The following is a 24,926-nucleotide window of genomic DNA, read 5'->3' as shown; positions in this document are numbered from 1 at the left end:
TCTCCCCGGCGTCAGCCCCGGTGCTGACGACGTGGTAGCGATAGATTGTATACTATTGTGAGGCCGCTCACGAAACCGAGAGCAGCGATCACGAATTCATTGCAAAATCGCCTCAATTACGCGAAGACGAGATCGGCGCTGGTCAGGGCCGTGGTGACGCCCTGGAGGAAGATCTCGTCCCCCGCGGTGCCGAGGTCGATCGCCAGCCCCGCCATGCCCCAGCGCGTCTCCACCGCCTGGACCATCTCGGAAGCGCCATATCCCTCCAGCCGCAGCTTGTCCGTGCCGCGGGTGAAATCCACCACCCAATCGGCCCCGTCGCCGCGCGCGAAGACGAAGAGGTCCGCACCGGCACCCCCTGTCAGCCCGTCATCCCCCTGCCCGCCGCGCAGCACGTCATTGCCGCCCAGGCCCTGCAGGTCATCCGAGCCCGCGCCACCCTGCAGGTAGTCGGCACCCGTGCCGCCCTTCAGCCAGTCATCGCCCGCCGTGCCCGCCACCGTCGCCGTCGTCGCCGGTAGTGCCATCACGGGGGCCACCACCGGCGCACTGCCCGAAGCGAAGCTGCCGGACAGGCCAAGCTGATTTGCCGTCACCGCGCCCACGCCCTCGAGGAACAGCGAGGTGCCGTCCGACAGCGTCAGCTGGAAGCCCGAGACGCCCGCGACCACCGCGACCTTGCCCGTGATCTCCGCCGCCGTGACGCCGGACAGCACCACCTTGTCCGTGCCCAGCGTGAAATCCGTCACCCGGTCCTGCCCATCGCCCTTGGCGAGGTAGATGCGGTCCACGCCCGCGCCGGTGGTGATGACGTCGTTGCCCGCCTGGGCGCGCATCTGGTCATCGCCGTCGCCGCCGATCAGCAGGTCGTTCCCGGCGCCGCCATAGAGCACGTCGTTCCCTGCGCCGCCGGACAGCGTGTCGTCGCCATTGTTGCCCTGCAGGTTGTCATGCCCCGCCCCGCCGGACAGGCTGTCCGGCAGCGTGCCGCCCTTCAGCGTGTCGTTGCCCGTGGTGCCCGCCAGCACCAGGCCGGAAGGCGCCGTCACCGGCACGTCCTTCAGCACCAGGTCGCTGGCGCCGAGCGCCGTGACGCCCTGGAGGAACAGCTTCTCCCCGTTCGGCAGCAGCACATCCAGGCCGGCCATGCCCCAGTAGCTCGCGGCCTTCGTCGTCACCTGCGCCGCCGTGAAGCCGTGCAGTTCCAGCTTGTCCGTGCCGGGCGTGAAATCCACCACCCAGTCCACGCCATCGCCCTTGGTGAAGACCACCGTGTCCGCGCCGCTGCCGAGCGTCAGGCCATCATCGCCGCGGCCACCCTCCATACGGTCATTGCCGGCCCCGCCATGCAGGTCGTCATCGCCGGCGCCGCCGGTGACCGTGTCTGCGCCTGCGCCACCGACCAAGGTGTCGTTCGCGGCCGTGCCGGCCAGCGTCAGGTTCGTCACCGGCGTGGGCGTCGTTGGCCTGGGCTGCGTCGGCGTGGTCGTCGTGCCGATCTTGAGCCCATCCGCCGCCACCCAGATCGGCAGCCCCTGGTCGTCATAGACGGCATTGCCGCGGCCCGACCCGTCGGCGCCGGCGAGCCGGCCATAGCCATAGCCGTAGAACAGCGTGCCACCGGCCGGCACGGGGCCGGAGAAGGTGAGCAGCAGCGTATCGCCATCGACCAGCGAGGCGGCGCTACCCCAGACCGTGCCGCCGGGGCCCTGCACGCACCAGCCCACACCCTTGGCGGCATCGGCATCCAGCGCCTTGAAGCCGCCGGCCTGGTCATGGGCGACGTCGATGCGCAGCTGGTTGGTACCCACCAGCTCGGCGCGGATCACCTGCGGCCCCTTGTCGGCGATGTTGCCGCCGGATTGCGCGACAACGGAGCCCGGCTTCGCGTACTCCGCCAGGCTTTCCGCGATGCCACGCACGGCGCGCGCCACGGTCTGCGCGGCGTCGCCGGCATCGATGTGGCCACCGCCATACTCGACGGTGCGCGGGTTGTTGTCCCAGTCATCCGTCGTCGCATCGATATCCTGCATGCGGGCGACGATGCTGGCGTTGAAGGACGCGTCGGCGGCCAGCTGTTCCATGCCGCGCCGGATCGCCTGGTGGCCTTCCTCCGTGCCCCAATAGGGCATGGCGGAGACGAAGTTGTAGGAGACGGTGGCCGCGGTCTGGCCCAGCGCCGCGCGCACCAGCGCCGCATCGTAGCGCACGGCGGAGACCCATTGCTCCGTCGTCAGGGACGCATTGGCGCTATCGTATTCGCTGTGCAGCCAGAGGACCGCCGTGGGGTCGTCCCGCTGGCTGGCCGGCATGTCCGCGATCTCGTTCAGCAGGGCCTGTTCCAGCGACCCCACCTGCCAGCCGCCGCCCGCCGGCTTCAGCCAGTCCCCGATCAGCGCGGTGCCGCCGAAGGCCGTGCTGCTTCCGGCGTCGTAGCGGTCATAGACCAGCGTCACCGTGTCCTTCACGCCATCGAAGCCGAGCAGGCGCTCGACCTCCTTCGTGATGGCGCCGGCGCCGGCCCAGCCATTGCTTTCCATCAGCAGGATCGCGTTGGACTGGCCGCGGACGAGCAGGTTGATGTTCATGGCGGGCTCCCTGGACCGGATGCAGGGACGCCGCTGAGGGATGACGCGGCGCCGGCGCCTCACGGGAATGAGAGGCGCCGCGCTCACGTCTAAGTGTATACTTTAATCACGTCAAGGTGAATTTTCCCGTGCTGGTTGCATCGGTTCCGCCGGCGGCACCAGCCGGTCGAGCACCGCCGCCAGCCCCAGCACCGGCACCGGCAGCCAGGCCGGACGGTTGGCCAACTCGTAGCCGACCTCATAGGCCGCCTTTTCCACCAGGAAGAGGTCGAGCACCGTCGCCGCCCCGGCAGGCGGCGGCCCGGCCTCGGCCTCCCAGGCCGCGCGGTAGGCCGCCAGGAAGGCCGCCTCCGCGGCGGCGCGCCAACGCGTGATCAACGCCTCGCGCCGCGTGGAGGAGGCGGCGGTGGCGGTGCCGCTTTCCTCCGTCGCGGCGGCGACCGCCGCGGCGTAGTCCAGGCTGCGCAACAGCCCGGCCACGTCCCGCCAGGGGCTGGATTTGGCGCGGCGCGCCGCCAGCGGCCGCGCGGGTTCGCCCTCGAAATCCAGGATCACCGCATCGCCCGTCGCGACCAGCACCTGGCCCAGGTGGAAATCGCCATGGCAGCGGGTGGCGGACAGCCCGGCCGGGTCCGGGCACAGCGCGGCGATGGCCTCCACCAGACGCGCGCGATCCGCCACGAGCCGACGTGCGGCTTCCGCCGCCGCACCGGGTGGCAGCAGGCCCGGCCGGTCCAGTCGCGCGAGAGCCCGGTCCAGGCTTGTCGCCGCCTCCGCCGCCCAGCCCCGCGCGACCGCCTCATCCACCGGCAGCGGGGCGAAGTCGGGGTCATCCGATGGACGGGCGAGCACGAGGTGGAGTTGCGCCAGGCGCCGGCCGATGGCCTCCGCCACCGGCAGGTAGCCGGCCAGCGGGTCTTCCGGCTCGGCCTCCGTCAGGGCCGCGTCGTCCACGCTGCGGGCGAGCCAATCCAGCGTCCAGGCCCAGGCATCGCCCTGGTTGCGGGCAAAGGCCTGCAGCAGCATCAGGGTGTGGGGCGTGCCATCGGGGGCGACACGCACCACCTCTCCGAGCAAGGCGGGCGTGCCGGGATAGGCGGCATCGGTGAGGTGCCGCGCCATCTCCGCTTCCGGATGCAGGCCGGGCTGGACGCGGCGAAGCAGCTTGAGCACCACCGCCTCCCCCAGGATTACCGTGGTGTTGGACTGCTCCACGCCAAGGCGCCGCACCTCCGGCGTTTCCGGCAACGCGACCTCCGCGAGAGCCGGCGTGCCGCGGAACTGGACCTCGCCCTCCGGCGTCGCCAGCACGCGGCCCGCCAGGCAGGCGGCCAGCACGGCGCGGGCGAAGCCGTCGGTCGCCACCGCATCCGTCAGCATCCCGATGCGGGAGCCGTGGCGCAGCCGGGACAGCGCGAGCTGGCCGGCGGGCTTGGCGGCCTCCTCCTCCCCGATCCGGGCCAACGGCAGTGCCCAGCCTTCCCCGGCCGCCTCCACCTCCGCCAGCAGGATCGGCTCCGGCCCCGTCTGCAGGGGCACGGCATAGGTGAAGCGGGCGGCGAGACCGCCGGCCGGCACGTCCTTCGATCCGAACCACCGGCGCCGCGGCAGCCAGGCGGGCAGCACCTCCCGCTCCAGCACGTGGCGCGCCTCGGCGGGCAGCCAGTCCCCGCCGGGGCGGCCGACCAGGGTGCGGAGCTCGGGCAGCGGTTCCGGCGGCGGCACGTGCCAGGCCGGCAGCGCCGCGCCCTCCGCCAGCAGGAACCAGTGGAAGGCATAGGGCGGCAGCGTCAGCTGGTAGGGCAGCGGGCCGATCGGGGGAAAGGGCGTCCCGCCCAGCATCTCCACCGGCACCCGGCCGAGATGGGCGGAGAGGTCGAGTTCCACCGCCTGGGCGGCGCGGGAGAGGTTGAAGACGCAGAGCGCGACCTCCCCCTCCCATTCCCGCAGATAGGCCAGCACCTTGCGGTTCCCGGGGTAGAGCAGGCGCATGGCGCCGCGGCCGAAGGCGCGGGTGCGGCGGCGCACCGCCAGCATCCGCCGCGTCCAGTTCAACAGGCTGTGGCTGTCCCGCGCCTGCGTCTCCACATTGACGGCCTGGAAGCCATAGGTCGCGTCCTGGATGACGGGCAGCACCAGCGCGGCCGGATCGGCGCGGGAGAAGCCGCCATTGCGGTCGGGCGACCACTGCATGGGCGTGCGCACGCCGTCGCGGTCCCGGAGGTAGACGTTGTCGCCCATCCCGATCTCGTCGCCATAGTAGATGACGGGCGTGCCGGGCATGGAGAGCAGCAGCCCGTTCATCAGCTCGATCCGCCGGCGGTCACGCTCCATCAGCGGCGCCAGGCGGCGGCGGATGCCGAGGTTGATGCGCGCACGCCGATCCGCGGCATAAACGGACCAGAGCGTGTCGCGCTCCGCATCCGTCACCATCTCCAATGTCAGCTCGTCATGGTTGCGCAGGAACACGGCCCACTGGCAGCCCTCCGGGATGTCGGGCGTCTGACGCAGGATGTCGGTGATGGGGAAGCGGTCTTCCTGCGCGACGCCCATGTACATGCGCGGCATCAGCGGGAAGTGGAAGCACATGTGGCATTCGTCGCCATTGCCGAAATAGGCCTGGACGTCCTCCGGCCACTGGTTCGCTTCCGCCAGCAGCATGCGGTTGGGGTAGTCCGCATCCAGCGCCGCGCGGATGCGCTTCAGGATGTCATGCGTCTCCGGCAGGTTCTCGTTGTTCGTGCCGTCGCGCTCCACCAGGTAGGGCACGGCGTCGAGACGGAGCCCGTCCACGCCGAGGTCGAGCCAGAAGCGCATGACGCGCAGCACCGCTTCCAGCACGCGCGGGTTGTCGAAGTTCAGGTCCGGTTGGTGGCTGTAGAAGCGGTGCCAGAAATAGGCCTTGGCCACCGGGTCCCAGGTCCAGTTCGACTTCTCGGTATCCAGGAAGATGATGCGCGTGCCGTCGTAGCGCTTGTCGTCATCGGACCAGACGTAGAAGTCCCGCTGCCAGGATCCGGGCGGGGCGTGGCGGGCGCGGCGGAACCAGGGGTGTTCGTCGCTGGTGTGGTTGATGACGAGTTCGGTGATGACCTTGAGGCCGCGCGCATGCGCTTCCTGGATCAGCCGCTTGAAGTCGCGCAGCGTCCCGTAATCCGGATGGACGGCGCGGTAGTCGCTGATGTCGTAGCCATCGTCCCGGCGGGGCGAAGGGTAGAAGGGCAGCAGCCAGATCGCGTCCACGCCGAGGCCCGCGGCGTGGTCCAGCCGCGCGATCAGCCCGGCGAAATCGCCGATGCCGTCATCATTGCCGTCCATGAAGGATTTCGGATGGAGCTGGTAGATGACCGCGTCGCGCCACCAGAAGGGCTCCCGCGCGGCATCCTCTTCCTGCTTCCTGCGTCGCCTCGGCATCCAGATCCCCCTTCGGTCCGGGGGGGCCAACGCCCCGGGCGGCGTGCCGTTCCGGTTGCAGGCGCGACCCTGACCCGAAAGGGGCGAACATCCTCACCAGAATTGTCACCGGAATGTTGAGCGGTTTGTCGTCGGCCGGCCCGATTGTCGTCGCGATGCCGGCTTCGGGGGGTCTGGCGGCGCGATTGTCGTCGCGGGCGGCTGCTGTGGCGGAATTGTCGTCCTTGCGGCAGGCAGGCGGGCGCGGATGGCCCGGATTTGTCGCGCCGTGTCGCCCCGAGGGCGACGTCGCACAACCCCGGCGATACCTTCAAGTTATTGAGGCGTCGGCGAAAAATCAGGAATTCGGGAAGCCGATGAAGACGTAGCCGACCTGACGAATGGTGACGATGCAGCGCTCGCCGAGCTCCGGCGCCAGCTTCTGGCGCAGGTGGAGCACGGCGTTGTCCACGGCGCGGTCGCCGGGGCGCCAGGGGCGACGGAAGACCAGCTGGGTCAGCGCCTCCCGCGTCTGCACCTCCCCGGGCTGGGCGGCCATGACGGCGAGGAGTTCGAATTCGGCCGTCGTGAGGTCCAGCACGGTCCCATCCGGCCGCAACAGCCGGCGTTCCACCGGCTGCAGGCGCCAGCGATCGCGCCGCGGCGGCGGCGCGGCCGCATTGCCGGGGCGACGGATGCGGGCGCGCAGCCGCGCCACCAATTCGCGGCCGGAGACCGGCTTCACGAGGAAGTCATCCGCGCCGAGCTCGAGGCCCAGCACGCGATCCGTCTCCTCCCGGTTGCCGGTGACGATCAGGATCGGCGCATCGGTGCGGGCGCGCAGTTCCGGCAGGTGCGGCAGCGTATCCACCGGCCCCAGGCGCTGATCGAGGATGATCGCGTCCGGTCGCTGCGTGTCGAGGATGGCGAGCGCCGCGGTGAAGGAATTGGCGACGAGCGTGCGCAGGCCGTAGCGCTGCAGATAGGCCGCCATCTCGTCCGTCAGTTCGCGCTCGTCATCGGCCAGCAGGACCAGTGGCGTCAACGCCGCACCGGGCAACTCCGTCGCCAGGGCCGGCGCGGCCTCCGCAAAGGTCGCCTGGCGCTCGGCGAAGCCGCGCGCCATGCCACGAGCCGCGTCCCCTGTCCGCGATGTCATCCTTCGTCTCCCCAGACGCAGGATGTCTCCGCCGACGGAGACCCTCCTCGACGTTTACGTTTACCGGAAGACGGATGATGACGTCGAGAGCACGTCTCAGTCGCTGGGAGAATAGTTAATACCAAAGGCGACAACACGACGACGCGTCCCCGTCTCAATCATCGGCCCGTCACCACGGGGCGGCCCGCACCACCGGCCCCCGCCCCACGATCCAGGACGGAGCCGCAGCATGACCGTGCCGAACTTCCCAGGCCGTGCCCCTGATCGCCTGGCGCTTCCCCGCGGCGCGGGCTTCTCCCTGCCTCGTGGCGCCGCCACCGGCGAGGCCCTGTCGGTGCTGATCGTGGATGACGAGGCCGAGGTGCGGGAGGAACTGACGGTGGCGCTCGGCCGGCGCGGATGGTCCGTGCTGTCGGCCGGATCGGCGCGGATGGCGCTCTGCCTGCTGGCCAGCCGGCCCGATGTGGGCGCGCTGGTCACGGATGTCCGGATGCCGGGCATGGACGGCATCGCGATGGCGGAAGCGGCGCTGGCCGGACGGCGCGAAGCCGAGGCGCTGGAGGTGCTGCTGGTCACCGGCTACGCCTCCGTCGCCCAGGGGCTGGCGGCCAGCCGGATCGGCGCCTTCGGCGTGCTGCACAAGCCCATGCGCGGCGCCGACCTGGCGCAGCTGGTCGCCGATGCCCTGGCCAGCGCGGCGGGGCGCCGGCGCGCAGCGCGGTCCGGGCAGGAGGAGAGCGTCCACCGCGACCTCCCGCCCCGGCCGAGCTATGCCCAGCCGGCGGCGGCGATGCTGCCTCTGGCGGAGCGCCAGGCCCTGTCGCCACTCGCCGCCGACCCTGCGCTGGCCACCGAGCGCCGCGCCCAGCCCCGGCCCGGCCTGGATGAGGGCTCCGACGGAAGGCTGGTCGAGAAGCTGGCGGACCGGCTGGCCGATGTGCGGGCGCTCGAGGATGGGCTCGCCCTGCCGCGTCCCAGCCCGGTTTCCGCCCATGCCCTGATGAGCCAGGTCGCGACGCAGCTGCGGTCCCAGGGAGCGCATTGTTCGCGGCGCATCACGCTGCAGCCCGATGCCGACCCGGCCTTCGAGATCGACGCAGCGCGCCTGCTGCAGGCGATCGACCTGCTGGCCCGCCGCGCCTTTGGCGGGCAGGCGGGCACGGCGGAGCTGTCGCTCGATGCCGGCGCGGGCCAGGCGCGGCTCGACCTGCTGCTGCGGCCGGAGAAGGCCGAGCCGGTGGAGCCCGAACCGCAGCCGGAGCGCGGCCTGCCGGTCGCCGTCGCCCGCCGGCTGGTGGCGGCGCTCGGTGGAAGGCTGGATGCCTGGACCATTCCGACCGGCGGATTGCGGGCGCGCCTCGTGATCCAGGCCGGGTAGCCCGCCGGCCCCACACCACGGGGCCCACCCCACCCCATCCCCACACCGCCGATGACGACGAGGGAGAACCCCATGTTCGCCGACGCCCTTTCCATGCCTGCCGTCCAGGCTGCCGCGCAGCCCTCCATGAACGCCGCCGCCCTGCCGGATGCCACGCGCCAGGCCGCGCCGGCCAGCCGCCCGACCTATGGCCGGCGGCGGTCCGACGGCCCGCGGCTCGGCTGGGCCGAACCGCCGCCGGGCGATCGCCGTGTCCAGCTGCCCATGCCGCGGGCGGGGTCGGAGACCGGGCTGCAGGCGATGATGCAGCGGCTGCGGGGCGCCATGGCCGCAGTGCTGGACGCCGCGGGGCGGGAGGAAGCCGCCCCCATCACCGTGACGGCGTGGGACCAGGAACCGCCGCAGCCCTCCCTCTTTGCCCTGGTCGAGGCGCTGCTGACCGACGCCGTGGGCGCGGCGGCGGAGACGCCGCTGGCGGTGGCGCCCTACCCCGTCCGCATCCTGGCCTGGGACCTGGTGGCCGCGCTGGCGGATCAGGGGATCCGTTGCGGGCTGCGGAACCTGGCACCCATGGAGCAGGCCTGCCTGGTCGATCCCGCGCGGCTGCTACGGGCGGCGGAGCTGCTGGCCCTGCATGGCCAGGCGAATTGCGCCGGGCCGGCACGGGCGGAGCTGTCCGTCACGGCGGGCCAGGACGGCGTGGTGATGGACCTCGTCGTGCAGCGGGTCTCGGTCGGCACGCTGGAGGCCGGGCACCGCTCGCGCCTCGTCCGTGAATTGCCGATGGCGATCGCCCGCCGCCTGATCCAGGCGCAGGGCCATCGGATCGACATCTGGGCCCCGCCCGGCACCGGGCTCCGCGCCCGCATCGGCTTCCGCGCCGCCTGACGCGCGCCTCCCCAACGACATCCCGAGGATCCTTGCCATGCTCAGCGAAGCCCTGACCCTGCCTGCGCAGGATTGCGCCCTCGACGCCGCGCAGGAGCGGCCCCTCTCTCCCCTCACCCGCCGGCTGGTCCTGGCCGGCGCCACCGCCGCCCTGGTGCTGACGCCCGCCTGCGGCGCCGCGACCAGCGGGGGCGAGGAGGCGACGGGGCCCGACGACCCCGCCGCGCAGTACCGCGCCTTCCGCGATCGCTACGTGCTGAATGACGGGCGCGTGGTCGATACCGGCAACCAGGGCATCAGCCACAGCGAGGGCCAGGGCTATGCCATGCTCTTCGCCGAGGCCTTCGATGACCGGCCGACCTTCGACCGCGTCTATCAGTGGACCCGCCGCACGCTGCGGCGCCCCGATGGCCTGCATTCCTGGCGCTTCCGCCCGGACCAGCGGGTGCGGGTGGATGACCCGAACAACGCGACGGATGGGGACCTCTACATCGCCTGGGCGTTGCTGCGCGCCGCCGATCGCTGGCGCGATGCGGAATACCGGCGCGACGGCATCGCCATCGGCCAGGCCGTGCTGTCCCGCCTGGTGGTGGAGGTGAATGGCCGCATGGTGCTGCTGCCGGCGATGCAGGGCTTCAACCACAATGACCGGGTGGTGGTGAACCCGTCCTACTACGCCTTCCCCGCGCTGTTCGCGCTGAGCCGCGCGGTGCCCGACCGGGCCTGGCAGCGGGTGATGGGCGATGGCGTGCAGATGCTGCGCGGCATGCGCTATGGCCGCTGGGGCCTGCCGGCGGATTGGGTGGAGATCGCGCGCGGCCATGGTGGCCAGGCGCGCCCGGCGGCGGGGTGGCCGACCCGCTTCAGCTATGACGCGGTGCGCGTGCCGCTTCACCTCGCCTGGGCCGGCATGACCGATGAGCCCGCGGTGCGCGCGGCGAACAATTTCTGGAACGACCCCGGCTTCTCCATCCGCCCGGCCTGGACGGATCTCCGCACCGGGCAGGTGGCGCCCTATGCCGCGCCATCCGGCATCCATGCGGTGGCGGAGGTGACGACGGCCACGGGCTGGCACCGCGGCATCTCCAAGCAGCTGCCGAGCGTGGCACGCAGTCCGGACTACTACTCCGCCGCGCTCGCCATCCTGTCCCGCATCGCGCTGCGGGAGAATCCGCGCAACCTGATGGCGGGTGGCCCGCCGCCGGCGCCGGTGCCGGCCCCGCGCAATACGGTGGCGGGCGGCATCCGGCGGCTGTGGAACGGGGCGTGACCCTGCGCCCCGCTCCGTGGCGCTCCCGTCAGTAGATGTCGGGCTCCGGCGTCGGCGCGCCGGCTTCCAGGAACCGCAGGTCACAGCCCTCATCGGCCTGCGTGACCTGGTCGAGATACATGGACGTCCAGCCGCGCTCGTAGCGGCGCACCGGCGGCGTCCAGGCGGCGCGGCGGCGCTCCATCTCCGCCTCATCGACCAGCAGGTCGAGCTTGCGGTTCGGCACGTCGAGGCGGATGAGGTCGCCATCCCGGACCAGCGCCAGCGGCCCGCCGACATGGGATTCGGGCGCGACATGCAGGACGCAGGTGCCGTAGCTGGTGCCGGACATCCGGGCATCGGAGAGCCGCACCATGTCCCGCACGCCCTGCTTCAGCAGCTTCTGCGGGATCGGCATCATGCCCCATTCCGGCATGCCCGGCCCGCCCTGCGGGCCGGAGGAGCGCAGCACCAGCACGCTGTCGGCCGTGACATCGAGATCGGGGTCATCCAGCCGCTTCTTGAGATCCGCGTAGTTGTCGAAGACCACCGCCGGCCCGGTATGCGTCAGCAGCTTCGGATCGGCGGCCGAGGTCTTGATGACCGCCCCCTTCGGCGCGAGCGTGCCCTTCACCACCGCGAGCCCGCCTTCCGCCTGGATCGGCCGGTTGAGCGGGCGGATCACGTCGTCGTCGAACACCTCGGCATCCGCGATGTCCTCGCCCATCGTGCCGCCGGAGACCGTCTTCGCCGTCAGGTCCAGATGCGGGGACAGGCGCTTGAGGAAGGCGCGGCTGCCGCCGGCGTAGAAGAAATCCTCCATCAGCGCCTCCCCCGCATTGGGGCGGAGATTGGCGATCAGCGGCACGCGGCGGCTGATGGTGTCGAAGCGCTCCAGATCCAGCTCCAGACCCGCGCGGCGGGCCATGGCGATGATGTGGATGATGGCGTTGGTGGAACCGCCGAAGGCCATGGTGGCGGCGACCGCATTGTCCACGCTGCCCTGCGTCAGCATCGCGGCCGGCGTCAGATCCTCCCACACCATGTCGACGATCCGGCGGCCGGAATCGGTCGCCATGCGGGGGTGGTTGGCATCCGGCGCGGGGATGGAGGAAGCGCCGGGCAGCGTCAGGCCCATCGCCTCGCAGGCCAGCATCATGGTGGCGGCGGTGCCGGCCGTCATGCAGGTGCCGAAGGACCGGGCGATGCCCGTCTCCATGTCCTTCCACTGGGCTTCGGTGATGTTCCCGGCCCGCAGCTCCGCATTGTACTTCCAGACGTCGGAGCCCGAGCCCAGCGTCTTGCCCCGCCAGTTGCCGCGCAGCATCGGGCCGGCGGGGACGAAGATGAAGGGCAGGCCCATGGACAGCGCGCCCATCACCAGGCCCGGCGGCGTCTTGTCGCAGCCGCCCAGCAGCACCAGGCCGTCGCAGGGCTGGCTGCGGGCCAGCTCCTCCGTCTCCATCGCCAGCATGTTCCGGTAGAGCATGCTGGTGGGCTTCATGTACTGCTCGGTCACGGGATGCGCCGGCAGTTCCACCGGGAAGCCGCCGGCCTGCCAGACGCCGCGCTTCACCTCCTCCGCCCGCGTGCGGAAGTGGAAGTGGCAGGGGCTCAGTTCGGACCAGGTGTTGATGATGCCGATCACCGGCTTGCCGCGGAAATCGGCCTCCGAGAAGCCCATCTGCAGCATGCGCGACCGGTGGCCGAAGGCGCGGAGGTCATCCACCCCGTACCAGCGATGGCTGCGAAGTTCGTCCGGCCGCTTGCGTGTGCCCATGATGCTGCGGATCCCCCCTTGGTCGATCGGCCGCACCCTGCCATCCGTCGCGGGGGCCGACCAGCCCGACCGGGCTCGGCGGGGTCGGGCGCTTGACCGGCACCGGATGGTCGCCCACCGTTCCGATACCGACGCCGGAGAGAGAATGGCCGCGCTCCCCCTGAAACGCCCCCTCCGGGTGATGTTCATCCACCAGAATTTCCCGGGCCAATACGCCCATCTCGCCCCTGCCATGGCGAAGCGGGACGGCGTGCAGGTCTGGTGCGTGGGGGAGAAGCCTGGCTACGAAGCGCCCGGCATCACCTACCTCGCCTATGGCCCGCCCAAGGGCGCCGGGGAGCAGACGCATCGCTACCTCCGCCCCTTCGAAGGCTCGCTCCGCCGCGGGCAGCACCTGGCCAATGCGCTGGTCAAGGCGCGGGATGCCGGCGTGCGGCCGGACATCATCGTCTGCCATCCCGGCTGGGGAGAGGGGCTGTTCCTGAAGGACGTCTTCCCGCAGGCGCGCACCCTCTATTACTGGGAGTTCTTCTACAACGCGGTCGGCCAGGACATGGGCTTCGACCCGGCCCAGCCGCTGACGCTGGACGATGCGGCGCGAGTGCGGGTGCTGAATTCGGCGCAGCTCGTCTCCCTCCAGGTGGCGGATTGGGGCGTCTCCCCGACGCGCTGGCAATGGAGCCGCTACCCCGCCTGGGCGCGCCGGCGCATCTCGGTACTGCACGAGGGGGTGGACACCGAGCGCTGCGCGCCGCGCGCCGGCGCCGTCTTCCGCACTCCCGAAGGGCGGGAATTCCGCCGGGGCGACCCGGTGATCTCCTATGTCGCGCGCAACCTCGAGCCCTATCGCGGCTTCCCGAGCTTCATGCGCGCCCTGCCCCGGCTGCAGCGCGAAAGGCCGGATCTGCATACGGTGATCGTGGGGGGCAACGAGGTCTCCTACGGCAAGAAGCCGGCGGGGGCGGAGAACTGGAAGGCGCTGATGATGGAGGAGCTGGGCGGGCAGCTCGACCTTTCCCGCATCCACTTCACGGGGCGCGTGGCGCATGACGCGCTGCATGACCTGTTCCGCGTCACGCAGGCGCATGTCTACCTGACCTATCCCTTCGTGCTGTCCTGGTCGATGCTGGAAGCCATGGCCTGCGGCGCTCTCGTGGTGGGCAGCGACACGGCGCCGGTGAGCGAGGCGATCCGCCACGGCCATAACGGGCTGCTGGTGCCCTTCTTCGATCCCGACGCCATCGCCCGCACGGTGCTGGCCGTGCTGGCGGACCCGGAGGCCCATGCGCCGCTGGCCGCGGCCGGGCGGCAGAGCGTGATCGACCGCTACGACCTGAAGACGATCTGCCTGCCCCGCCAGGTCGAATTGCTGGAGACCATCGCGGCCGGGGGCGAGCCCGCGCCGGAACCCGATGCCGGACGGTGGTGAGGCGTCTTGCCGCACGAAGCCGTCGCTGACGGAAATGAAAGCATTTCTGTTCCATCCAGCATCGGCCGGCCGCCGGCTGGCGGCCTTTCGCGGGGCTCTACCTTGGATTATGGAGGGGCGCGAGATTTCAGCCCCAAGGGGATCACGGCGATGCTGGATGAGCTGCGCGCGCCGGCCACGGATATTCGCCGCGCCGGCAATGTGGAGGCGCAGGGCTTCGGCATCGCCGGGCCGCTGCTGCTGACCGTCCGCCGTTTCGAGGATTCGCGGGGCGTCTTCATCGAGACCTACAACCGCCGGGATTTCGAGGCGGTGGGGATCGCGGAGGAGTTCGTCCAGGACAACCAGTCCCTCTCCGTCCATCGCGGCACGGTGCGCGGCCTGCATTTCCAGGTGCCGCCGGCGCCGCAGGCCAAGCTGGTGCGGGTGCTGCGGGGACGGATCCTGGACATCGCGGTGGATCTCCGCGCCGGCTCCCCCACCTTCGGCCAGCATGTCGCGGCGGAGCTCTCGGCCGAGAATGGCCTGATGTTCTACATCCCCGTCGGCTTCGCCCATGGCTTCGCGACGCTGGAGCGGGATACGGAGGTCGCCTACAAGGTCTCCGCCCTCTATGCGCCGGGCTGCGACAAGGGCATCGCCTGGGACGACCCCGCCCTCGGCATCGACTGGGGCATCGATCCCGCCACCGCGCGGCTTTCCGACAAGGACCGCGTGCTGCCGCGCCTGGCCGATATCGGGCCCTGTTTCTGATGCGCCTCCTGGTCGCGGGGCGGGAGGGCCAGGTCGCGCGGGCGCTGGCCGCGCGCTTCGCGGGGCATGAGGTCATGGCGCTCGAGCCGCCGGCCCTCGACCTGACCGACAGGGCCTCGATCGAGGCGGCGATGCAGGCGGCCGCGCCGGAGCTGGTGGTGAACGCCGCCGCCTATACCGCCGTGGACCGGGCGGAGGATGATGCGGCGCTGGCCTTCGCCGTGAACCGCGACGGTGCCGCCAACCTGGCCGCCGCCGCGGCGGCGCGCGGGCTGCCCTTCATCCATTTCTCCACCGACTACGTCTTCGATGGCCGCAAGGGCGCACCCTATACCGAGGCGGACGCGACGAGCCCGCTCGGCGTCTATGGACGCAGCAAGGAGGAAGGGGAGCGCGCGGTGCTCGCCGCCAATCCCCGCAGCGCCATCCTGCGCACGGCCTGGGTCTGCAGCCCGACCGGCGGCAATTTCGTGAAGACGATGCTCCGCCTGGCGGCGGAGCGGGACGCGTTGCGCGTGGTGGCCGACCAGCACGGCGCGCCGACCTTCGCCGCCGACCTGGCCGATGCGGTCTTCGCCATGGCGCCGCGCCTGCTGGCCGCGGCGGCGGGCGACGAGGGCTTCGGGATCTTCCACCTCTCCGGCGCGCCGCACACCACCTGGCACGGCTTCGCGAGCGAGATCCTGGCGCAGGCGGCACTGCGCGGGCATCGCCATCCGCCGGTGACGCCGATCGCCACCAGCGACTATCCCACGCGCGCCACGCGGCCGGCGGATGGGCGGCTCGACTGCACCAAGATCACGCGCGTGCACGGCATCGCGCCCGCGGATTGGCGCGCCTCGCTCGCGCGCTGCCTGGATGAACTGATCGGCCCGCCGAGTGCGGGGTTGAAGGAAGGCGCGCCATGAAGGGCATCGTCCTGGCCGGAGGATCCGGCACGCGGCTGCATCCCGCGACGCTCGCGGTCTCGAAGCAGCTGCTGCCCGTCTTCGACAAGCCGATGATCTACTATCCGCTCTCCGTGCTGATGCTGGCGGGCATCCAGGAGATCATGATCATCTCCACGCCGCACGACATGCCGCTGTTCCAGCGGCTGCTCGGCGATGGCGCGCGCTGGGGGCTGCGCTTCGACTACACGGTGCAGGAGAAGCCGGACGGCATCGCCCGCGCCCTGACGCTGTCCGAGGAATTTCTCGCCGGCGCGCCGAGCACGCTGGTGCTGGGCGACAACCTCTTCCACGGGCACGATCTGGAAGCGCGGCTGAAGGAGGCGCGGGACGCCGCGAACCACGGCGCCGGCGTCTTCGCCTATCGCGTCGCCGATCCCGAACGCTACGGCGTGGTGGAGTTCGATGGCGAAGGCACGGCGCTGAGCCTGGAGGAGAAGCCGAAGGCGCCGAAATCCAACTGGGCGGTCACCGGGCTCTATGTCTATGACGGCCGGGCCCCGGCCATCGCGCGCGGCCTCAAGCCCTCCGCGCGCGGGGAGCTGGAGATCACGGATCTGAACCGCGCCTATCTCGACGAGGGGTCGCTCCGCGTCACGCGGCTCGGCCGCGGCTATGCCTGGCTCGATACCGGCACGCATGACAGCCTGCTGGAGGCGGGCGAGTTCGTCCGCGCGATCGAGAAGCGGACGGGGCAGAAGGTGGCCTCGCCGGAGGAGATCGCCTGGCGCATGGGCTTCATCGATGCCGAGCAGCTGCGCGCGCTGGCGAAGCCGCTGCGCAACAGCGGATATGGCACCTATCTCGAAGGCCTGCTGGCGCGCGAGGACCAGTGATGGAAGCCGCGCCGGCTGAGGATGGGCTGGCGCCGGATATCCAGGCGCTGGCGGATAGCGGCATCCTGGATGCCGAATGGTATGTCGCCAACAACGCGGATGTCGCGCATGCCGGGGAAGATCCCGCGCTGCACTTCCTGACGCGCGGCTGGCGGGAGGGTCGGCGGCCGAACTACTACCTCGACCCCACCTGGTACCTGGCGCAGAACCCCGATGTGCGCGACGCCGGCTTCGATCCCGTCCTGCACTACGTCATGCATGGCGATATCGAGAACCGGCAGCCCGGCCCGCATTTCGACCCGGGCTGGTACCGCGTGCGCCACGGGCTGGACCCCGCGGAGCCGGCGCTGGCGCATTACCTGCGCAGCCGGGCCTATGGCGCCTCCCCGATCCCGGAATTCGACGCGGAATTCTACCTCTCCACCTATCGCGACGTGGCCCGCGCCGGCGCCGATGCCTTCGAGCATTACGTCACGCTCGGCTGGCAGGAAGGACGCGAGCCCTCCCCGGATTTCGAGAGCCGCTACTACGTCAAGCGCCACATGGGCGGCCAGGCGACGATGGCGCCGCTGCTGCATTGGCTGGGACACCGGCACGAACCCGGCGTGCATCCGCGCATGCCGCAGGAAACGCCGACCATCCCGCGCATGGTCAAGCGCAACACAAGGCCGGGCGAGGATTTCGAGGAGGCGAAGCCCCTGCCCGACGGCGCGCGCCCGCGCGCGAAGGTGCTGACCTACTACCTGCCGCAGTTCCACGCGATTGCGGAGAACGATGCCTGGTGGGGCAAGGGCTTCACCGAATGGACCAACCTGCCGCGCGCCCTGCCCCGCTTCGCCGGCCACTACCAGCCGCGCATCCCGCGCGACCTCGGCCCCTATGCGCTGACGGACATGAACGTCATGCGCCGCCAGATCGAGATGGCGAAGCGCGGCGGCGTGCATGGCTGGATCTTCTACTGGTACTGGTTCAACGGCCACCGCCTGCTGGAGAAGCCGGTCAACGCCTTCCTCGATGACCGCAGCCTCGACATGCCCTTCGCCCTGATGTGGGCGAACGAGAACTGGACGCGGCGCTGGGACGGCGCCGAGAACGACGTGCTGATGAGCCAGGACTACCGGCCGGAGGAGGAGGCCGCGCTGATGGCCGAACTCGTCCGGCATTTCCGAGACCCGCGCTACATCCGCGTCAATGGCCGCCCGCTGCTGATGATGTACCGCGCGGGGCTGATGCCGGAGCCGAATGAGATCGTGGCGGGCTGGCGGAAGCGCTTCCGCGACGACCATGGCGAGGACCCTGTCTTCGTCATGGCGCAGAGCTTCGACGACATCGACCCGCGCGAGGTCGGCTTCGACGCCGCCATCGAATTCCCGCCGCACAAGGTGACGAAGCGCGCGATGCCGATCAGCGCGTCGCTCGACTACCTCGATCCCGACTTCACCGGCACCGTCTTCAGCTATGACGACATCGCGCGCGTGTCGCTGGAGGAGCCGGAGCCCGACTACCCGCTGATCAAATGCGCGGTGCCGGGCTGGGATAACGACCCGCGCAAGCAGGGCACCAACACCGTCATCATCCACGGCTCCACCCCCGCGACCTATGAGGCCTGGCTGGGCGAGCTGGTGGAGCGCGCGGCGGCCAAGCCCTTCCTGGGCGCGGAGCCCTTCGTCTGCGTCAATGCCTGGAACGAATGGTGCGAGGGCGCCTACCTCGAGCCCGACCTGCATTACGGCCACGCCTTCCTGAACGCGACCGCGCGCGCCGTCGTGGGCCGCGCGGCGCAGGAAGCGCCGGCGCTGCTCGTGGTGGCCGGCGATGCGGAGGAGCGGGAGCCGACGCGGCGCCTGATAGGGTCCATCCAGGCGATCGCACGGCGCAGCGGGCTTCGGGTGGAAGTGCTGCTGCTGGCGGGCGGACCGCTGGAATCCGATTTTGCGCGGCTCGGCCCGGTGACCGTCGAATCGACGGCGCCCGAGGCTGCGCTCGACGCAGCGCGCGCGGCGGGGCTGCGCCATGCGGTCATGGATGCCGAGGCGGGATCGCGTCTTGCCCGGGCGGCGGAGCGCGCCGGCATCCGCACGACGATCCTGCTGGAGGAGATGCCGGCGACGCTGCGGGAACGGGGCCTTTCGGGCGGGCTGCGCGCCGCGCTGGGCCATGTCGCCGCCTGCCTGGTGCCCTCCGCGGCCGTGCGGGATTCGCTGGCGGAGGAGTGGCGCGGGTCGGTGGAGCTTGAGGTGCTGGAACCCGGGCTCGCCCCCCTCCCGCCGCCCGACCCGGCCGCGGGGACATCGGCGCGGGAGGCGCTGGGCCTCGCCGCCGGCGATCCGCTGCTGCTGGGCGCGGGGCCGGGCGACCTGCGGCACGGTATCGACCTGTTCCTCCAGCTGTTCCGGCGGCTGCGGGCCATCCAGCCGCGGCTGGCGGCGGCCTGGGTCGGGCCGCTCGATCCGACGATCCGCGCCTGGATGGGCAGCGAGATCGCGGCGGCGGCGCGGGAGGGGTTCCACCTGGTGGAGCATCTGGCGCATCCCGGCGCCCTGCTCTCGGCCGCCGATCTGCTGGCGCTGACGGCGCGGGAGGCCCCCTTCCCGCTGCTGGCGCAGGAAGCGGCGAGCGCCGGCCTGCCGATCCTGGCCTTCGAGGGTGCTGGCGGCGCGGCGGCGCTGGCCCGCGACTTCGGCGGCGCCGCGGTCCCGTTCGGCGACCTGGAGGCGATGGCCACGGCGGCGGCGCGCCTGCTGGACCCGCCGGCAGGCCCGGCGGCGCGCCTGGCACGCCACCGGATGGCCTGCGAGCGCTTCGAGGAAGGCCGCTACGCACAGGCGCTGCTGGCGCGCCTGCTGCCAGGGCTGCCCGAGGTGGCGGTCGCGGTGCCTGGCCAGGGGCGCGGCCGCATGCTGGCCAGCCGACTCGACGCCGTCTTCCGCCAGGATCTGCCGGTGGCGGCCGTACTGGTGCTGGAGGATGGGGCCGATCCGCTGGTGGCGGCCGGCATGGCGGAAGCAGCGGAGCGCTGGCACCGCCATTGCCGCCGGATCGAGGCGCCGGTGCCGTCCTGGCACGCCCTGGCGGAGCGCACGCTGGCGGAGACCGAGGCCGCGCTGCTGTGGCTGGCGGATCCGGATGTGGCGCCGGGCGGCGCCTTCCTGCGCCTGGCGGCCGGGGCGCTGGACGCCGATCCGACCGCGCCCTTCGCCGCGCTCCGCGACGGCACGGGGGCGGCGGTGCCGGGTGCCGTGCTGTGGCGGCGGTCGGCCCTGGCGCAGGCCCTGGAGGCACGGCCGCTGTCGGAGTCGGCAGCCCTTGCCGGGCTTCAGGGCGCTGCGGTGGATCATGTCGCCATGCTGCGGCTGCCTGGCGCGCCGGCGCCGATGATGGAGGCGGCGCCAGCGCCGACGATGAAGGCGGCGCCAGCGCCGATCGAGGCGGCGCCTCGGCGGCGACGGGGCCGCGGCCAGTAGCGAGACGTCACGATCCGCGCATGCGGTCATCACGTGATCCGTTCATACGGACGTCATGAATGACGGGCATGCCTTGGAGACTGTTTGAGAAGGCTGGCGGGTCGGCTTCGATGGGTTGTTCCGCCCCTGGTTCGTCGCCGGACCTGCCGATGCGGCCAGCACCGGCCGCGCCCGGCTACTGCCAGGGACGACACATCCCTTGCGAGCCCTCAGCCGCCGGCACTCGCAAACCGTCTGGTGGCGTGCAGGACGTTCGACAACGCGGTTCCTGCCACGGGTGAAGGCGCGGGCCGGGGAAACCGGATCGCGAATACAGCTGAATCACGCGATCGTGAGGATTCCGGAGACGCTCTCGTCCTCGTTATCGCCCAGGTAAACATGGATGGGATGTAATATTTTGTATTGCTTGTCCAATATTCTAGCCTGGCTTTAGAATCAGGCGGTTACGAGGCCTCCGCCTTGTATGATTTGGTCAGGCAATGTTCTGGTTTTTGTTGACTTCGCAGTCGAATAGTTCCACATCAAGCAATGTAGAAGGCGCATTGACCGCTACTGGTCAGCTGCCTGGAGGTGTCGATGTCCGGTTTCGCGTCGGTTTATGGCGGCGGTAGCGACGATGTCACGACAGGCAGCGGCGACGACACCATCGTGTCCGGCGGCGGCGACGACACCGTCTTCTCGGGCTCCGGCGACGACATGGTGCTGGCCGGCTCCGGCAATGACGAGGTCCTTCTCCGCAGCGGCGACGACACCGCCTATGGCGAGAATGGCGACGACACGCTGAATGGCGGTTCCGGCGACGACTCGCTGTCCGGCGGGCGTGGCGACGATTTCCTGGTCGGCGGCAGCGGCGACGACGGGATGAATGGCGGCACGGGCGACGACGTCTTTGCCTTCGACGATGGCTTCGGCCATGACCTCATCCTGGGCTTCACCATCGGCACCGATACGCTGCAGATCACCAGCGGCATCAACGGTTCCAGCGTCGCGGCGCCGGCCGACCTGATCTCCGGCGGGCATGTCGGCGCCGACAGCTTCGGCAATGCCGTCATCACGCTCGGCAGCGATACCATCACGCTGCATGGGATCTCGGTCTCCGACCTCACGAGCAACATCGACACGATCGTCCAGGTGGTGTGAGCCAAGGGCGCGTGAGCGCCCGCCGGCCGCCCCATCGCTGCGCGCGGATATCGTTCCCGGACCGCCTTCGCGCTTGCGGATGATCACATTCGCGTCATTGATACTGGCCATGAAGAGGGCCGATCCGTGACCACCCCCCCGACAGAACCGGCCGTCCCGGACCCGGCCGGCTTGACGTGGTGGGTGCGCCTGGGCGCGGAAGCGGTGATGATCGTGCTGCCCGGCGGCCGCGGTCCCACCCCGCCCGCCGAGTTGCGGCTGGATGAGGGCGCACCGTTCCGCCCGCTGTCCCAATTGCCGGTGCCCGAGGGCCTCGGCGGCGGTACCATCCTGCTGCAGCGCGCTGGCAGGGCCGCGGCGATCGATGTCCGCCTGGGCGGCGATCCCTGGGTGGCGCTGGGGCCGCCGAAGCCGCTGGAGGCGCTGCGCCCCCTCATCGCCAAGGCGCCACGGCTGCTGGCGCTGCTCGCCGCCAAGGCTGCCGGCCCGCTGCGCGCCGCGTCCGATATGGCGCTGGCAGCCGACCTGATGGCGCTGGCCCGTCCCCTCGCCCAGTCGGCGGCGGAGGCGGTGCGGCCGGTCGTGCTGCTCGGCCAGGGTCGCAGCCTGTGGCGGATCGATGCCGGCGGCTGGCTGGTCACGCCGCAGGGCATGGCCCGCGTGCCGGAGCCCGAGGGCGGCCTCGCCCCGCTGCCCGCCGGGGCTGCCGGCGGGATGTTGCTGGGCGACGGGCCACCGCTGCTCCTGCCCACCCAGCCTCCCTCCCCGCCCACGCTGGTGGAACTTGCCCGCCAATCGGCAGGCCCGCAGCGCGGGTTGCTGCGTCAGGCCTTCATCGCGCTGCGGCGGCATGTGCAGGAACCCTGGTGCCGCGACGCCGTGCGGGATGCTCAGGTGCTGGCCATGGCGCCGCCCCGCGCCGCGGCCGAGACCGCCAATGCCGTCGGCGCCGCGGTGGATCGCGCCATCGCCGACCATGGCGGCGGCGTCTTCCTGGTGGGCTGGCTGCACGACCCGCTGCGGCTGACGCGTGGCCTGACCCTGCGCGGCCCCTTCGGCGCCATCCCCGTGCCGCCGGAGCGCATCTTCCGCGTCAGCCGCCCGGACGTCGTCAAGAAGTTCGAGCAGGCGCCCTTCGGCGATGCCGATCCACGCCCCGGCTTCGTCGTGCATGTCCCGGATGCCGGCCCTGGCCCGGTGGCGCAGTGGCGGGTGGAGATTGCGCTCGGCTCCGGCGATGCCATCGAACTTGTCGCCGGCCCCGCCTTGCTGCCCGCCGCGCAGGCGCGGGAGGCAGTGCTGCGCAGCGTCAATCCGCTCGATGTCGGCCCGGCAATGCTGGACGAGGTGCTGGCCCCCGCCGCCGCCCGCCTCCACGAAGCCGCCTCCGCCGACCCGGTGGGGCAGGAGGTGGTGCAGATCGGCCCCCGCCCCGCCAGGCCAAGCGTGTCTTTCGTCATTCCGCTCTACCGGAACCTCCGCTTCATCCGCCACCAGGTCGCCGCCTTCGCGCGGGATCCGATGCTGCGCGACGCCGAGATCATCTATGTGCTGGACAGCCCCGAGCAGCGGGGGGAGGCCGAGCACCTGCTGCGCGGCACCTGCGGCCTGGCCGGCATCGGCGTGACGCTGGTGCTGCATGGCCGCAATGCGGGCTACGCCACCGCCTGCAACAGCGGCGCCGCCATCGCCACCGCGCCGCTGCTGCTGATGCTGAATTCGGACGTGGTGCCCGACCGGCCGGGCTGGATGGCGCCGCTGCTCGCGCGGCTCGACAGTGATCCGCGCATCGCCTGCGTCGGTCCGAAGCTCATGTTCGATGACGGGTCGCTGCAGCATGCCGGGCTCTACTTCGCCCGCGGGCCGGGGAATGACTGGTTCAACTGCCACTACTTCAAGGGATTTCCCCGCCACTACCCCGATGCCAACCGGGCGCGGGAGGTGCCGGGCGTGACCGGCGCCGCCATGCTGATCCGGCGCGAGGCCTGGGATGGCGTCGGCGGCTTCCATGCCGGCTACATCGTCGGCGACTACGAGGACAGCGACCTCTGCCTGCGGCTCCGCCAGGCCGGCGGCACGATCTTCTACGAGCCGGCCGCGGAACTCTTCCACTTCGAGCGCCAGTCCATCGCCCAGCATGGCGGCTACGCCGGCACCGTCGCCGCCGCCTATAATCGGCGGCTGCACCACCAGCGCTGGGACCGCACGATCGAGGCGCTGATGGAGGGCTTCTCCCGCGTCGGGGAGACCTTCGCGGCGGCGTGACGTGCCTCATACCAACGGCCGCTTGCAGCGACTCGTTGGTATTGATTTTTTTTGACCTCAGGCGTCGTGCCCAAGGCACGCCTGCGGCGTGACGGGCGCGCGCTCCGCGCGCTTGGCTCGCCGCACAAGCGGCGGGCCGCATTCGCGGCCTCGGCCGGCTTCGCCGGCCGCAGGTCACGCATTGATGCCGTTGGTCTCGCTACGCCCGGAACAACCCGGACGGGCGTCGATTGTCGTATCCCCCTTCCCGCGGACATGTTTTTGCGGCATCGGGGCGAAGAGCCTCGCCTGCTGATCCACCGAAGGTGCTAGCGTCCCCGAACCATGCGCCTGCTCGTCTTCTGCCATAACCACCCCGACCTGCAGCCCGGCGGCACCGAGGTGGTGGCGCGGGGGCTCTTCCGCGAACTGCGCGACCGGCATGGGGTGGAGGGGCTGTTCCTCGGCGCCGTCACCGGCCAGCACCGCGAACGCCGCCCCGGCACGCTGTTCCAGGCCGCGGGGCGGCAGGCCGATGAGATGCTGGTCTGGCTCAGCCATTTCGACCGCTTCCACCTGGCGCAGCTGGATACCTGGGGGCTGCAGGAACTCGGCCCCTTCGTCGCGGGCTTCCAGCCCGACATCATCCACTTCCACCATCTGCTCTATTTCGGGCTGGAGACGCTGGACCTCGTCCGGCGCGTCGCACCGAAGGCGAAGATCGTCGTCACGCTGCACGACTTCTTCGCGATCTGCCCGCAGGAAGGCCAGCTGCTGACGGTGGATGGGCGGCTCTGCCCGGGCCCCTCGCCCGATGGCTGCCGCCGCTGCTTCCCGGGGCGCGGCGGGACGGACCTGGTGCTGCGGGAGCTCGGCGTGCGCGGCGCCTTCGCGGGCGTGGACCTCATCCTCTCGCCGTCCGAATTCCTGCGCGGCCGCTTCATCGAGGCAGGCTGGGACCCCGCGCGGATCGAGGTGCTGCGCAACGGCATCGCGCTGGGCCCGGCCGCGCCGCATCGCGCGGCGCCGGAGGGGCGACGTGACCGCTTCGGCTTCTTCGGCCACATCAACCGCTTCAAGGGGTCCATGGTGGCGCTTGGCGCTTCCGCCCGGCTGTCGCGACAGGGCGTGGCGCACGACCTGGCCCTGCATGGCGGGACCGCCTGGCAGCCCGACGAATTCCTGGGCGAGTTCAAGGCGGCGCTGGAAGCGGCGCCGGATGCGCGGCACCACGGCCTCTACACCGCGCAGGACATGCCTTCGCGCATGGCGGCGGTGGATTGGGTGATCATGCCCTCCATCTGGTGGGAGAATGCGCCGCTGGTCGCCATGGAGGCCTTCCGGCACGGCCGCCCCGTGATCTGCGGCGGCGTCGGCGGCATGGCGGAAGCGGTGCGGGACGGCGTGGATGGGCTGCACTTCCCGATCGGCGATGCGACGGGCCTCGCTGCCGTGATGCGTCGTGCGGCGGAGGAGCCGGGGCTGTGGGAGAGACTCGTGGCTGGCATCACGCCGCCGCGGCTGATCGACCAGGCGGCGGCCGAGCATCTGGCGCTGTATCGCCGCCTGCTGGCCCCGCCGGCCGCGGCGGCGCCCCCACCGCCGCAGGCCGTGACCCTGGCGCCGCGACGCAAGGCGGGGGGCGAGGCGCTTGTCCGGGCAGGCTGAAACCCGCGCC

15 protein-coding genes are annotated in these 24,926 nt (G+C 71.3%); 11 read left to right on the top strand and 4 right to left on the bottom strand.

Features of this window, described 5'->3' with window-relative positions; translation table 11 throughout:
• Window positions 1-116: 116 nt before the first annotated feature.
• From G3576_RS05835 to G3576_RS05825, 3 genes are all read right to left on the bottom strand, one after another.
• Window positions 117-2,588 carry a calcium-binding protein gene (locus G3576_RS05835; RefSeq protein WP_164693420.1) on the bottom strand — a complete coding sequence of 824 codons (2,472 nt, stop codon included), beginning with the start codon at window positions 2,586-2,588 and terminating at the stop codon, window positions 117-119.
• A gap of 111 nt (window positions 2,589-2,699) precedes the next feature.
• Window positions 2,700-6,002 (bottom strand): maltose alpha-D-glucosyltransferase, encoded by a 3,303-nt coding sequence (gene treS / locus G3576_RS05830; protein ID WP_164693419.1) that lies wholly within the window; start codon window positions 6,000-6,002, stop codon window positions 2,700-2,702.
• 337 nt (window positions 6,003-6,339) lie between these two features.
• Window positions 6,340-7,140, bottom strand: coding sequence for a response regulator transcription factor (locus tag G3576_RS05825; RefSeq protein ID WP_164693418.1), 801 nt, complete (start codon window positions 7,138-7,140; stop codon window positions 6,340-6,342).
• 229 nt (window positions 7,141-7,369) lie between these two features.
• Between G3576_RS05825 and G3576_RS05820 the strand changes: the two genes are divergently transcribed.
• The 3 genes from G3576_RS05820 to G3576_RS05810 all read left to right on the top strand — a co-directional run bounded on the left by G3576_RS05820 (window position 7,370) and on the right by G3576_RS05810 (window position 10,676).
• Window positions 7,370-8,518: a response regulator gene (locus G3576_RS05820; RefSeq protein ID WP_164693417.1), complete on the top strand. Its 1,149-nt coding sequence runs from the start codon at window positions 7,370-7,372 to the stop codon at window positions 8,516-8,518.
• 72 nt (window positions 8,519-8,590) lie between these two features.
• Window positions 8,591-9,406 carry a hypothetical protein gene (locus tag G3576_RS05815; protein WP_164693416.1) on the top strand — a complete coding sequence of 272 codons (816 nt, stop codon included), beginning with the start codon at window positions 8,591-8,593 and terminating at the stop codon, window positions 9,404-9,406.
• 37 nt (window positions 9,407-9,443) lie between these two features.
• The gene (locus tag G3576_RS05810) at window positions 9,444-10,676 is read left to right on the top strand and encodes a glycosyl hydrolase family 8 (protein WP_164693415.1); all 1,233 of its coding nucleotides are present in this window, start codon (window positions 9,444-9,446) and stop codon (window positions 10,674-10,676) included.
• 28 nt (window positions 10,677-10,704) lie between these two features.
• On the opposite strand, the gene araD is transcribed toward G3576_RS05810, so the two are convergent.
• Window positions 10,705-12,435, bottom strand: a complete 1,731-nt coding sequence (gene araD, locus G3576_RS05805; protein WP_164693414.1) for an L-arabinonate dehydratase — start codon at window positions 12,433-12,435, stop codon at window positions 10,705-10,707.
• Window positions 12,436-12,580: 145 nt separating this feature from the next.
• Between araD and G3576_RS05800 the strand changes: the two genes are divergently transcribed.
• From G3576_RS05800 to G3576_RS05765, 8 genes are all read left to right on the top strand, one after another.
• Window positions 12,581-13,864 (top strand): glycosyltransferase family 4 protein, encoded by a 1,284-nt coding sequence (locus G3576_RS05800; protein WP_164693413.1) that lies wholly within the window; start codon window positions 12,581-12,583, stop codon window positions 13,862-13,864.
• A 150-nt stretch (window positions 13,865-14,014) separates the two neighbouring features.
• Complete coding sequence (rfbC, locus tag G3576_RS05795) at window positions 14,015-14,617, top strand: dTDP-4-dehydrorhamnose 3,5-epimerase (RefSeq protein WP_164693412.1); 603 nt, start codon at window positions 14,015-14,017, stop codon at window positions 14,615-14,617.
• Entirely contained in the window at window positions 14,617-15,525 is a 909-nt protein-coding gene (rfbD, locus tag G3576_RS05790; RefSeq protein WP_164693411.1) for a dTDP-4-dehydrorhamnose reductase, read from the top strand. The genes rfbC and rfbD overlap by 1 nt, the downstream gene beginning before the upstream one ends.
• Window positions 15,522-16,400: a glucose-1-phosphate thymidylyltransferase RfbA gene (rfbA, locus tag G3576_RS05785; protein WP_164693410.1), complete on the top strand. Its 879-nt coding sequence runs from the start codon at window positions 15,522-15,524 to the stop codon at window positions 16,398-16,400. Before rfbD ends, rfbA begins: the two co-directional genes overlap by 4 nt.
• Entirely contained in the window at window positions 16,400-19,864 is a 3,465-nt protein-coding gene (locus G3576_RS05780) for a glycoside hydrolase family 99-like domain-containing protein (RefSeq protein ID WP_164693409.1), read from the top strand. The genes rfbA and G3576_RS05780 overlap by 1 nt, the downstream gene beginning before the upstream one ends.
• Before the next feature lie 576 nt (window positions 19,865-20,440).
• Window positions 20,441-21,004 carry a calcium-binding protein gene (locus G3576_RS05775; RefSeq protein ID WP_164693408.1) on the top strand — a complete coding sequence of 188 codons (564 nt, stop codon included), beginning with the start codon at window positions 20,441-20,443 and terminating at the stop codon, window positions 21,002-21,004.
• A gap of 171 nt (window positions 21,005-21,175) precedes the next feature.
• Window positions 21,176-23,269, top strand: a complete 2,094-nt coding sequence (locus G3576_RS05770) for a glycosyltransferase (protein ID WP_164693407.1) — start codon at window positions 21,176-21,178, stop codon at window positions 23,267-23,269.
• A 324-nt stretch (window positions 23,270-23,593) separates the two neighbouring features.
• A complete protein-coding gene (locus G3576_RS05765; protein ID WP_164693405.1) occupies window positions 23,594-24,916 on the top strand; it encodes a glycosyltransferase family 4 protein in 1,323 nt (440 codons plus the stop codon).
• The last annotated feature ends 10 nt before the right edge of the window (window positions 24,917-24,926 follow it).

It is taken from the genome of Falsiroseomonas algicola (assembly GCF_011040385.1).
Lineage (GTDB): Bacteria > Pseudomonadota > Alphaproteobacteria > Acetobacterales > Acetobacteraceae > Falsiroseomonas > Falsiroseomonas algicola.
Note: the sequence above shows the minus strand (reverse complement) of the source record. Positions and strands in the feature narration are given on the sequence as shown.